Annotated in this window: 9 protein-coding genes; all 9 read right to left on the bottom strand. The window is 41.2% G+C overall.

Features of this window, described 5'->3' with window-relative positions:
* Nucleotides 1-34 precede the first annotated feature (34 nt).
* The gene (locus tag BM266_RS12885) at nucleotides 35-1,432 is read right to left on the bottom strand and encodes a tetratricopeptide repeat protein (RefSeq protein ID WP_093410424.1); all 1,398 of its coding nucleotides are present in this window, start codon (nucleotides 1,430-1,432) and stop codon (nucleotides 35-37) included.
* Nucleotides 1,433-1,523: 91 nt separating this feature from the next.
* Complete coding sequence (locus BM266_RS12880) at nucleotides 1,524-2,720, bottom strand: aspartate aminotransferase family protein (RefSeq protein ID WP_093410422.1); 1,197 nt, start codon at nucleotides 2,718-2,720, stop codon at nucleotides 1,524-1,526.
* Complete coding sequence (locus BM266_RS12875) at nucleotides 2,717-4,588, bottom strand: OstA-like protein (protein WP_245760444.1); 1,872 nt, start codon at nucleotides 4,586-4,588, stop codon at nucleotides 2,717-2,719. Before BM266_RS12875 ends, BM266_RS12880 begins: the two co-directional genes overlap by 4 nt.
* Before the next feature lie 164 nt (nucleotides 4,589-4,752).
* Nucleotides 4,753-6,024 carry an adenylosuccinate synthase gene (locus BM266_RS12870; protein WP_093410420.1) on the bottom strand — a complete coding sequence of 424 codons (1,272 nt, stop codon included), beginning with the start codon at nucleotides 6,022-6,024 and terminating at the stop codon, nucleotides 4,753-4,755.
* Nucleotides 6,025-6,036: 12 nt separating this feature from the next.
* On the bottom strand, nucleotides 6,037-6,492 hold the full coding sequence (locus BM266_RS12865; protein ID WP_093410418.1) for a Fur family transcriptional regulator: 456 nt from the start codon (nucleotides 6,490-6,492) through the stop codon (nucleotides 6,037-6,039).
* Between the two features lie 23 nt (nucleotides 6,493-6,515).
* Nucleotides 6,516-8,726, bottom strand: coding sequence for a RelA/SpoT family protein (locus BM266_RS12860; RefSeq protein ID WP_093410416.1), 2,211 nt, complete (start codon nucleotides 8,724-8,726; stop codon nucleotides 6,516-6,518).
* A 38-nt stretch (nucleotides 8,727-8,764) separates the two neighbouring features.
* On the bottom strand, nucleotides 8,765-10,000 hold the full coding sequence (locus BM266_RS12855; protein WP_093410414.1) for a M48 family metallopeptidase: 1,236 nt from the start codon (nucleotides 9,998-10,000) through the stop codon (nucleotides 8,765-8,767).
* Between the two features lie 18 nt (nucleotides 10,001-10,018).
* Complete coding sequence (locus tag BM266_RS12850; RefSeq protein ID WP_093410412.1) at nucleotides 10,019-10,828, bottom strand: TrmH family RNA methyltransferase; 810 nt, start codon at nucleotides 10,826-10,828, stop codon at nucleotides 10,019-10,021.
* 88 nt (nucleotides 10,829-10,916) lie between these two features.
* Nucleotides 10,917-12,218 carry an amidohydrolase family protein gene (locus BM266_RS12845; RefSeq protein WP_093410410.1) on the bottom strand — a complete coding sequence of 434 codons (1,302 nt, stop codon included), beginning with the start codon at nucleotides 12,216-12,218 and terminating at the stop codon, nucleotides 10,917-10,919.
* Between the last annotated feature and the right edge of the window lie 9 nt (nucleotides 12,219-12,227).

Genomic DNA, 12,227 nt, shown 5'->3' with positions numbered 1-12,227 from the left:
AAATTATAAATTCCATCCAAAGTTAGCAAAATAACTAAGAGAGGTTTATAAAGGAATTTATAATTTCTTTTACGCTTTTACGCTGAAAGATTTGTGGGAAAAGTTCTTCGATGATGATATAATATTCAGCATCAATTTTAAGACCGTTATTTAAGTGATAATAAGCTTTATCGCCTTCGTTCAGGTTGAAATATAAACCCGCAAGCCTGAATTCTAATTCGGCAGAATCAGGGTGAAACTCCAGCGCCTGATTCAGGTTATTAACCGCAATTTCAAATTCGCCCAGATCGGTAAGGATATCACAACGTTTTATCCAGGTTTCCAATTCATAATTCCCCAGTTCAAGGCTCTTTTTGTAGCCAATTTCTGCTTCTTCATAAAATTTCAACCTGTTATTGATCTTTGCATAACGCTTCCAGTAAAGCACATTCTCTTCGTCGATACTTATCGCTTTATTGATATAGTAAAGCGCTTTCTGAAAGTTTTTGGTCCTGATGTGAAAATCGGTTATAGCGATCCAGCCTTTATCAAGCAAGGGATCTTCGTGAACGCATTGCTTGTAATGCTTTAAAGCAAGTTCATCTAAACCTAGTTTTTCAAAGCTTTTTCCAATACGCAAATAAGCAAAGGAAGTAGGGTCGTCCAGTTCCAGGGTTATTTTGTAATTTTCTATGGCTTCATTATAACGCCCAAGCTTCTCCAGCACTTTTCCTTTTTCAAGGTAGGCCCCAATAAAATTATCATCGCTTATTATCGCAAAATCAAAAGCCGAAAGTGCTTTCTGATAATCTTTCAGGTCAAAATATTGTTTTCCCACCTGGTGCCAGGCTACCTCGCAGTATGGATTTTTGTCCAGGTACATATTCAGGTAATCAATAGCATCTTCTTTTTGATCAAGAAAGTCGAAGCAGTACATAATATTATAAAGCGCAGAATAATCTTCTTCATCGGCTTCCAGACACTGCATAAAGCTATACTTAGCGTTTTCGAAATCCTCGAGGAAAAGGTATTCCATCCCGATTAGCGAATATACTTCGGCCTCATCAAGGGTATTTTCCAGGGCCATTTCCAGCATCTGTATGGCCTTTAGGTGTTCGTCTCTTTTAGAAAAGATCTGGGCTTTCTGGATATAGATCTCCTCATTAGAAGATTCCAGGTCCTGAAGCTCGTTAAGCAATCCATCTGCAAGATCCAGTTTATCTTCAAATACAAGGATCTCCACCTTAAAAAGTTTCAGGTTTGTAGAACTTGGGTGTTGCGCCAATCCAAGCTTAATGGCTTTTTTGGCCAGAGCTATTTTACCGTTTTCCAGGTAGTAGTTTATAATGTTCTCAAATTCGTTGGAATCAAAAAACAAAACATCGTTTGTTTTTAACATAGATTCGAAGCGGGTAAGAGAGAAATTATTTTCGTCGTTATGACTTAATTGCATAGACAGGGAATTACGGGATTTCTACAATTCTAAATTTATAAATGATTACTGGCAAAAATCCCTAAATTTTATATTGTTGTTAACAAATTAATTAACAGTTTGTTTCTTGATTATCAATCTCATCCAATATGTCAAGAATAATGCCACAAGCTTTCAAAGTTTCTTCTTTTGAAATTGTAAGCGGAGGAGTGATCCTAATAGCCTTTTTCTCGAACAATAGCCAGAAAAGAATAAGTTGCTGCTCTTTACATCTTAATATAACTTCATTGACGATTTCTTCTGAAGGAAGGATAAGGGCAAGCATAAGTCCCATCCCGCGAATTTCCTTTATCAACGGGTGAACCAGCGTTTCCCTGATTAATTTTTCCTTCTCAAGTGCCTCTGCCATAAGGTCAGTTTCGGTGATTTCTTTTAAAGTGGCCAGGGCTGCCGCTGCTATTACCGGATGTCCTCCAAAGGTGGTAATGTGTCCCATTTTTGGATTATCGCTCAGGCTATCCATAATTTCTGAAGAAGCTGAAAAGGCTCCAATCGGCATTCCGCCCCCCATGCCTTTACCCATAGCCACGATATCGGGAACCACATCAAAATTCTCAAAACCGAAAAGTTTGCCGGTACGTCCAAATCCCGGCTGAATCTCATCCAGGATCAATAAGGCACCAACTTCATTGCAACGCTCCTTCAGCTTTTTCAAATAATTATCTTTTGGAAGTATAATGCCTGCACCGCCTTGTATGGTTTCTACGATAACCGCGGCAGTTTTCTCTGTAATTTTTCCAAGATCTGCTTCAGAATTAAAACTGATAAAACCTATATCTCCCAGCAGTGGCCGGAAAGGTTTTTGTCGTTCTTCATAATCCATAAGGCTTAAAGAGCCCATCGTATTTCCATGGTAAGCATTTTTCGCAGCAAGAATCTGTGTGCGGCCGGTAAACCTGCGGGCAAGTTTTAGAGAACCTTCAATAGCTTCGGTACCCGAGTTGGTTAAATAGGTTTTCTCCAACGATCCGGGGAAATGTTGAGCCAGCAATTTGGTGAGTTCCACGGCGGGTTTTTGGGCGTATTCCCCGTAAACCATCACATGCAGATATTTTTCAGCCTGTTCTTTTATGGCTTCTACAACCCGGGGATGGCAATGCCCCAAACTACAGGCAGATACCCCGGCAACAAAATCCAGATGTTTTAACCCATCGGTAGTGTAGATATAAGAACCTTTGGCATGAGAGACTTCCAGGGCCAATGGATGTGGCGTGGTTTGCGCCTGGTATTTTAAAAAATCTTCTTTCAATTATCTTCTCCTCCTTCTTCCTCTTGCTGATTTTGTTCCTTTAATTCTTCCAGTAATTCCTCTTCTTTTTTCTTGTAATCGGGCGCAGGAATGCTGTCCCGTCTGGTGGTTGCGGAATCTGTTTCTTTATCCTGAAATCTTTCAGGTAGTCTTAAACTATCCTGATCCGTAGCGGTGGTATCTTTTTTATTTTGAAGATCTTCCGGCCTTAACCTGGAATTCTCATTTAGCAGTAGGTCATCTTCTTCTCGCTCTTCAAAGAACTCCTCAGCCTCCTCAGGCAATGGAATTCCTCTTATGGGGGTTAATTTTGGAGCAGGCTTTCCTTTGAATAGATCTTCCTTGCTTAGCAGACGTTCTTCACCCCGCCAGTTGAAACCTGTCAGCTGCCGTGCATTAATCGGAAAATCCTCTTCAGGAGTCAAAGTGCCATCTACATTCTGATAATAATAAATATCGTCTATTTGCCTTTCGTTCATCAGGATCCTGATGGAACTCGAAAGGGTTTTATTGATCCCTATGAGCTCCTGTTCACTGTTCCTGCTGTAATAGAGTGTTTCAGTATTTTTATTGATGTCTACCTGGAAAAGTTCATTATCTTCAAAAAGTCCCACCAAATCCTGGCCCTTCACCTGGTTATAACCTTTAATCGAATCTTTCTGAATTAAAAACGCATTATTAAAAACCCGCAGAGAATCCAGTTTTTCGGTTTCTACATTGCTTTGTAAGTGAATAGTGTCTCCCGTCATCTGGCTTTCTCCCGACCATAAAATCGGGCTACGCCTCGCAGTGATGGAAGTGACCGGGCCTTCGCTAATATTAATCAATTTTGTGAGTCCCGTAGCCTGGTCGGTGTAGATGGAGTCACTCTTTCCACTCATATCGCTTTTAAACAGCCTTACATCGTAGTAGCCTCTAATAACACGGTGATCGGCCTTCCCGGTAATCATAATAGTATCACCGTGGATAAAAAGCGAGTCGTTATCCTGTACCGAGGCGGCAACCGCTCTCTTGGTAATAAATACCGAATCCCTGTCCCGGAAAACCTCGGCATAATGGCCGGTTACGAGACTTTTATTAATGGTATCGGTGACTTTAATATTATTGGTAGCTGAAGCAAAGTTGGTATTTCGGTTAAAGAACAAACTATCACCTTCCACCCGTCGGTTGTTATAGTCTATGCGTGAATTCTTCACAAAATAACCCGTATCTCCCCGGGTATCGTAAAATCCACGCTCGCAGTAAACCGTGCTGGTCTCACTTTCTATTGTAGTAGGCCCATAGAGATATGCGTGCCCACTATCAGAATAAAAATCCAGTTGTTCTGAATTGATCACATATTCCGGATTGGTTAAAACAACCTCTGAAACAAAAGAATATTTATCTTCTTCCAAAAAATACCTGCCTATATTGCTGGTAAGTACACTTGCCGTATCAGTTACTTTTCCACCGCTCCGGTAATAAGCCTGCTGTTTTTTTCGGTCAAAGAAGAGGCTGTCGGTCTCCAGGGTGGTTTGCGGTCGCTCCATTTTTACTTTTCCGCTGGCAAAGGCAAACTGAGTATTCCCGTTATACTCGGCATAATCGCTTTGCATCTTTACGGTATCACCCTGCTGCATTCTTACATTTCCGTAGGCCTTAAAAAAGTTATCCTGATCGTAATGAATGGCCTGGTCGCACCAGATCTCGATTCCTTCGTGAATAAAATAAACCTGATTTTCAACCTTTCCCAGTATAATAGCCCCGGGATAACGTTCTTCGTTCTTGAGGGTCCGGTCGCTGGTATAATCGATCTTCCTGCCCTCCTGCGCATGGAGGGTTCCTGCGGAAAGAAATGCGATAAAGAAATAAATGAAAAAGTTTTTCAAGCTGAAGAAATTTTCATCAAAAATAACGAAAATAGAAAGAAATGATTGTAATTCCTGTTATTTATAAAACTTGCGTCTAAAAGCCGTGGTTCCGCCGGTTTGAAGCAAAAAAAGAGGCCGGTTAAATTTTAACCGGCCTTTCTTTAAAAAATGTTATTTTCAAATTACCTGAGAATAGTTTGTTTCCTGTCTGGTCCCACAGACACCACTTTTATAGGCACCTGGAGTACTTTTTCAAGATATTCCACATAATCATTAAATTCCTTTGGAAGTTCTGAGGCTTTGGTCATTCCGGTAAGATCGGCTGCCCAACCTTTAAGTTCTGTATAAACCGGAGTTATATTCTCAGCTTCAATATTGTATGGTAAATGCTTAATCTTTTCTCCTTTATAATTGTATGCGGTACAAACCTTCAGCTTTTCAAATCCACTTAGAACATCTCCTTTCATCATTATCAGTTGGGTGATGCCGTTAATCTGCACAGCATATTTAAGAGCAACAAGGTCCAGCCAGCCACATCTTCGGGCTCTTCCGGTGGTAGCACCGAATTCATTTCCTACCCGGCCCATAGTTTCGCCGTCCTCATCAAAGAGTTCAGTGGGAAAGGGTCCACTACCAACACGGGTGGTATAAGCCTTAAAAATCCCGTAGGCTTCCCCAATTTGATTGGGAGCTACTCCTAAACCTGTACAGGCTCCGGCAGCAGTAGTAGTAGAGGAAGTTACAAACGGATATGTTCCAAAATCGATATCGAGCAAAGAACCCTGGGCACCTTCAGCAAGGATAGTTTTTCCTTCTTTCTGGGCCTGGTGTAAAAAAGCTTCACTATCTATAAACTGAAGTTCCTTTAAGGTATCTACGGCATCATAGAACTCCTGTTCAAGTTCAGCGAGATTATACTGTACGTTTACATCGTAGAATTGAATCATCTTTTCGTGCTTATCTGCAAGCGCACGGTATTTATCTTTCCAGTTCTCCAGTTCCAGGTCTCCCACACGAATTCCGTTTCTACCGGTCTTGTCCATATAAGTAGGACCAATTCCCTTGAGAGTGGAACCTATCTTCGCTTTTCCTTTTGAAGCTTCAGAAGCCGCATCAAGCAAACGGTGGGTTGGTAGAATTAAGTGGGCTTTTCTGGAAATAAAAAGTTTCGATTTATAATCGATATTGTGTTTCTGCAGGTTCTCCAGCTCCTTTTTAAAAATAACCGGGTCTATCACTACTCCGTTTCCAATCAGGTTGATGGTTTTTTCGTGAAATATTCCCGATGGTATAGTGTGTAAAACGTGTTTTTGACCATCGAACTCAAGAGTATGACCTGCGTTTGGGCCTCCCTGAAACCGGGCTATAATCTCGTAATCTGAGGTAAGAACATCAACAATTTTTCCTTTGCCTTCGTCTCCCCATTGGAGACCGAGTAGTAAATCTACCGCCATTGAAATATTAGGTTAAGTGGTTGTTTTTTTGTTGCCGTAAAAGTATAAAGAATGTTTTTTAATTTCTATATCAAAAACCTCTTCTATGGTTTGTTTTATAGATTGGATACGAGGATCACAAAATTCTATAACCTCTCCGGTATCGGTAAGTATAATATGATCGTGCTGCCTGTCGAAATAAGATTTTTCATATTGGGCCTGGTTTTGACCAAACTGGTGTTTTCTAACCAACCCACAATCCAGTAGCAATTCTATAGTATTATAAAGCGTAGCACGGCTAACCCGGTACTTTTTATTTTTCATCTTGATATACAAGGATTCGATATCAAAATGATCTTCGTTGTTATATATCTCGTGCAAAATCGCAAAGCGCTCAGGAGTTTTACGATGGCCCTTTTCCTCCAGGAATTTCGTAAAGACATTTTTTACGACAGCCTGATCGTTTTTATTTACAACTTTTTTGCTCATAATTTGGTTACAAAGGTATTGGATTATTCACGGCTAACCTTGTCTATGCCGTTAATTTTTTTAAGCCGGTCGATGATCTTATTCAGAATAGAATTATTTTTTACCACCAGGGTAATTCTTCCGTTAAATACCCCATCCAGACTTTCAAAATTGATCTTCTTCATATTAACATTCAGGTTGCTGGAGATTTCCTGTGTTATTTCGCTGACCAAACCTAAATTATCCAAACCGGTAAGTTTTATCACAGCCTTGAAGTCCTGCTGAGAGGAGTCTATCCATTTAGCCGGAATGATCCTGTAGGCATAATTGCTTTGAAGCTGTAAGGCATTCGGGCAATCCTTTTTATGAACTTTTATCCCGTCGTTTACGGTTACAAAACCAAATACATTATCACCCGGAATTGGGTTGCAGCAATTGGCTAATTTGTATTCAAGGGTTTCATCTTCTTCCCGGCCAAAAACCAACTGATCATATTTGGTTGTAATCTCGTCCTTATTGAGATCTTCAGCTATAACAGGCTTCTTGATCTTACGCTTAATATAGCTCACCAGGGCATTACTCCTGGAATTGGCAAATTCCTTAAGTTTTTGGTTGTCTATCTTACCAATCCCTACACGGTAAAACAGATCCAGACTGGTTTTTAAATTAAAAAACACCACCAGTTCATTCACCGATTTCTCATTGAACGGAATTTTCTGAGCCTTTAATTTTCTCGCCAAAATTGCCTTTCCTTCTTCGGCGATCTCTTTCTTTTCTTCTTTAAGAGATGATTTGATCTTAGCCCTGGCCCTTGCCGTGGTGGCATAATCTAACCAGTTGATATTGGGCTTGGCATTTTCTGAAGTAATTATCTCTACCTGATCTCCGCTTTTTAGTTCGTGACTTAAAGGCACCAGTTTGTTATTTACCCTGGCACCGCGGGTTTTTAAACCAATTTCAGTGTGTATGCTGAAAGCGAAGTCCAGCGGCGTGGAACCTTTGGGCAAGGATTTAAGGTCTCCCTGCGGGGTAAAGACAAAGATCTCCTTGGAATATAGGTTGAGTTTGAATTGCTCTACAAAATCCACCGCATTCGCATCAGGATTTTCAAGGGCTTCCTGCAGTTTATTCAGCCATTCTTCAATGCCGTGGTCATCCTGAACATCTCCCTGTTTGTATTTGTAGTGTGCCGCATAACCTTTCTCTGCAATTTCATTCATCCGCCGACTCCTTATTTGGACCTCTACCCAGCGGCCTTTTGGCCCCATAACGGTGATGTGCAGGGCTTCGTAACCTGTTGATTTGGGAGAAGATATCCAGTCCCGCAAACGGGTAGGGTTGGGGCGAAAATGATCTGTAACTATTGAATAGATTTTCCAGGCCAGGAACTTTTCATTGGCAGGATCGCTATCGTAAATAATTCTGATAGCAAATTTGTCGTAGACCTCGTCAAAAGATACATTTTGTGCCTTCATCTTAAGGTTTATGGAATATATTGATTTTGGTCTACCCTTTATTTCATATTCCAGGTCTTCCTGATTCAGAGAATCTTCAATGACGCGGGAGAATTCTTTAATGTAGGCGTCTTGTTCCTCTTTGCTTTCTTTTATTTTAGTGTGGATATCATTATACACCTCGGGTTCGGTATATTTTAATCCAAGATCCTCCAGTTCTGTTTTAATATTATAAAGACCAATTCGGTGGGCCAGGGGCGCATAGATGTAAAGGGTTTCCGAAGCGATTTTTTCCTGTTTGTCAGGTCGCATCGCATCCATCGTTTGCATATTGTGAAGCCGGTCTGCGATCTTGATGATAATCACCCTTACATCATCGTTAAGGGTAAGCAGCATTTTTCTGAAGTTTTCAGCCTGCTGCGACACATCTTTATCTTTTTTTAGGCTGGAGATCTTGGTAAGCCCATCAACAATTTTAGCTACGGTCTCCCCAAACATTTCCTGTATCTCTTCCAGTGTGTATTTGGTGTCTTCTACAACATCATGCAACAGGGCAGCGACAATAGAAGTAGCATCTAATCCTATCTCTGAAGCCACGATCTTTGCCACGGCAATAGGATGGAAAATATAGGCCTCTCCCGATTTTCGACGCTGATCTTTGTGCGCCTCTACCGAAATATCAAAAGCCTTCCTAATCTGTTTTTTATCTTCATTGCTTAAGCTACGGTAACTAATGCGCAGGAGCTCTTTATATTGCCTGGCAATTTGTTTGTTTTCTTTTTCTAAAGCTGCTTCTGTCATAGCCTGAATATACGATTAAGATTTATATGAAACAAAAATCAGGCCCCGGTTAAATTTCTGTATCGCTGCAGGAGTGGGGGATGTGAGTAATGTACGAAAACATAAGTTTCGTGCGGGGTGAGATTGCTCAAATTGTTTCCCGACAACTTTTTTAGACCTGAAATAAGCGGTTGCGCCGAATAGGTTTCCCGTGCAAAATCATCGGCCTGGTATTCAAATTTTCTCGAGATCAGGTTCATTAGCAATCCGGTAATTTCTGAAATTGGACTGTACAGGATTCCAAAAGCGACGAGTCCCACGTGAAAAGACGGAATCTCCACCCCTAAAGCCTGAGATAAAACAGGACTATCTACGAATAAAGACAAAAGCCAAAGTGTAAACCCCGTTGTAAGCACAGAAACTAACAGGTTAACTATGATGTGTTTTTTCTTATAATGCCCAACTTCGTGAGCCAGCACCGCTACAATCTCTTCTTCCTCGAGATCGTTTATCAGGGTATCAAATAAAGTAATTCGTTTTTCCCTTCCAAATCCCGAAAAATAGGCATTCGCCTTGGTGCTTCTTTTGGAACCATCTATCACAAAAATATTGTCCAGTTTAAAACCTACACTTTTGGCATAGCTTTCTATCTTATTCCGAAGAGAGCCTTCTTCAAGTGGAGTTTGCTTATTAAAGATAGGAACGATAAGTCTGGCATAGAACATATTCATGAATACGGCAAACAGGGCAACCACTATCCAGGTGTACCACCAGAAATCATTTCCGGCGAATTCGTAGAAACATACAATCGCAGCCAGGATACCACCGCCAATAATTATCATCATTAACCAGCCCTTTAATTTATCAAGCCAGAAAGTTTTTTTAGTGGTTTTATTAAAGCCATATTTTTCTTCAATTACAAAAGTGCTGTACCAGGAAAAAGGGGTGGTAAGGATATCGCTTCCCAGCATAATTATCCCGAAGAAAATAAGCGCAATCACAATCGGGTTATCACTTATGCTTCTTGCAATGCCATCAACCCAGGGGAAACCACCCAAAATAATGAAGCCCAAAGTAAGCACCAGGGTGAAAGAGGAAGTGATAATACCAAAACGGTAACGCTCTTTTTTATAGCGTTGTGATTTTTGATAAGCTTCTTCATCGTAAACGTCGTCCAGTTCCCGGGGTACCGGGTCATCAAAATGTTTTGCGTTCAGGCTGTCCAGAATTTTGTCGACAAGAAAATCCAGGACGATTATCGCAATGATGATATAATATAGAGTTTCAGGATTCAAGTGCTTTAATTTTGGAAATTATTGTTGAAGAGATCGCTGTCTCTTTGCCTCAAAAATAAGAATTCCGGCCGCAACTGAAACATTCATAGAGTCTATTTCGCCACCCATCGGGATTATGATGTTTTCTTCTGAATTTTCCAGCCAGGAATCCCCGAGTCCGGTAGCCTCTGTTCCTACCACAATAGCTGAAGATCCGGCATAATCTACTTTTGTATATTCCTTAGACGCCTGAAGCGCCGCGGCATAAATTTTAATATTCTTTTGTTTTAAGAAATCAATGATTTCTTCTGTACTACCTGTGGCGATAGGAGTGGTAAAAACACAACCCACACTGGAACGGATGATGTTGGGGTTAAATAGATCGGTTTTTGGATTCGCAATAATTACTCCGTCAAGACCCGCGGCATCTGCCGTGCGTAAAAGCGCGCCAATATTCCCGGGTTTTTCAGGGGCCTCAGTAACCAGAATGAGTGGATTTTCCGATTGAATTTTTAATTCACTCAAACTATTCTCCCGACTTTCAAATAATGCCAATAGGCCCTCCGTACTTCCGCGATAAGCCAGTTTTTCATAAACTTCAGAAGACAATTCGGTTATTTCCGGTTTTTCATTCAGGTCGGATATTAAATCTTCCAGTTTTTCTACTGAAAAAAGTTCTTCGCAAAAGAAAATGTTTTTCAGCTTAAAACCTCCTTTGATAGCAAGGCCGGTTTCCCTGACACCTTCAACTAAAAACACGCCTTCTTTGCGGCGTAGGCGGGATTTTTCCTGAAGCTGGTGCAGATGCTTGATCTCTTTATTCTGTGAACTGCTTATTTGCTTGTACATAGGGTAAAATTAATCAGATTTGAATAATAGCAAATGAAAAAGCTCCCGAATTTGCGGGAGCTTTAATCTCTAAAATTATATGTCGGAATTATTCGCTCTGACTCTCGTATTTTTCTTTGTAACGCTCGTAGAGTTCGGTTTGATGACTCTTCAGGCTTAATTCCCGCCCCTGGATAAAGGCTTTGTCCAGGATGTTACCGCGCATATCAAGGGCATCGCCTTCACTGATGAACAAAGTCGCGTCCTTACCTTCCTCCAGGCTGCCAGCGAACTCGTCTATTCCTAGAATCTTGGCAACATTAGAAGTGATAAGGGAAAGAGCCTCTTCTTTATCCATCCCATAGGCTACGGTAGTTCCTGCATAGAAGGGGAGGTTTCTTGTGTTCATTCTCTCCATACTGCCGCTGCTTTGCAAACCAACCAAAACACCTTCATTATGAAGCAGCTTAGCCAATTTGTATGGAAGATCATAATCATCGTCTTCATTATCCGGGGTACTATGGGCGCGGGTAACCAATACAGAGATATTATTTTCCTTTAATTGATCGCTTATTTTATGAGCCTCATAACCACCTACGATAACAAGCTCATCCAGGTTCTGGTCTTTTTTAAACTGGATCACATCCTGAATCTCCCGTTCTCCGTCTACATGAACGAAGACCTTTTTATCTCCGTCAAAAACGCTTTCCATAGCCAGGTAGGGCAGGTTCTTTATTTTTCGATCACCGCCAAGATATGCGCGGGAAGAATTAAAAAACTCTGTCAAACCTCTAAGGTGTTGCTGGTATTCTTCATTGGGTTTTATTCCGGGATCTTCACCAGCCCACCAGCGACCTCGGGAAAAACTTCCCGGCCAGTTGATATGGAGCGCGTCATCTTCTTTTACTACCGCATCTTCCCAGTTCCAGGCATCAAATTGCATGATGGAGGAAGTACCCGAGATCCTTCCGCCACGCGGTACGATCTGGCCCATTAAAACTCCGTTAGGGCGCATAGATTCTATTAGTTTACTTTCGGCATTATAGGCGATAAGACTGCGAATGTGTGGCAGCATTGTTCCAATTTCATCTTCATCATCGGTAGCACGAACGGCAGATATTTCCACCAGACCTAAAGTTGCATTAGCAGCGATAAATCCGGGGTATAGGTGTTTTCCTTCAGCATTGATTATTTCTCCCGAGGGATCAACATCTCCTGAAGCGCCAATAGCTGTGATTTTGCCTTCCTCAAAAGTAAGGATACTGTTTTCTATTACCTGACCATTCCCGATATGGGCGGTTGCGCCCACAATGCTAATGGTATTGTTTTGTTTTGGGGCAGGGGTTTGTTGTGCCAGCCCTGTTCCCAAAGAACAGATAAATACGAATATGAATATATATGTAATTCTCATTGTCTTTTA

Origin of the sequence: Salegentibacter flavus (assembly GCF_900115145.1) — a bacterium.
In the GTDB taxonomy this organism is placed as follows: domain Bacteria; phylum Bacteroidota; class Bacteroidia; order Flavobacteriales; family Flavobacteriaceae; genus Salegentibacter; species Salegentibacter flavus.
Note: the sequence above shows the minus strand (reverse complement) of the source record. Positions and strands in the feature narration are given on the sequence as shown.

Excerpts from the sequence above, each read along its gene's own strand:
- BM266_RS12850 (WP_093410412.1), bottom strand. The coding sequence starts at position 10,828 with ATGTACAAGCAAATAAGCAGTTCACAGAATAAAGAGATCAAGCATCTG.
- BM266_RS12870 (WP_093410420.1), bottom strand. The coding sequence starts at position 6,024 with ATGGCGGTAGATTTACTACTCGGTCTCCAATGGGGAGACGAAGGCAAA.
- BM266_RS12860 (WP_093410416.1), bottom strand. The coding sequence starts at position 8,726 with ATGACAGAAGCAGCTTTAGAAAAAGAAAACAAACAAATTGCCAGGCAA.
- BM266_RS12845 (WP_093410410.1), bottom strand. The coding sequence starts at position 12,218 with ATGAGAATTACATATATATTCATATTCGTATTTATCTGTTCTTTGGGA.
- BM266_RS12885 (WP_093410424.1), bottom strand. The coding sequence starts at position 1,432 with ATGCAATTAAGTCATAACGACGAAAATAATTTCTCTCTTACCCGCTTC.
- BM266_RS12865 (WP_093410418.1), bottom strand. The coding sequence starts at position 6,492 with ATGAGCAAAAAAGTTGTAAATAAAAACGATCAGGCTGTCGTAAAAAAT.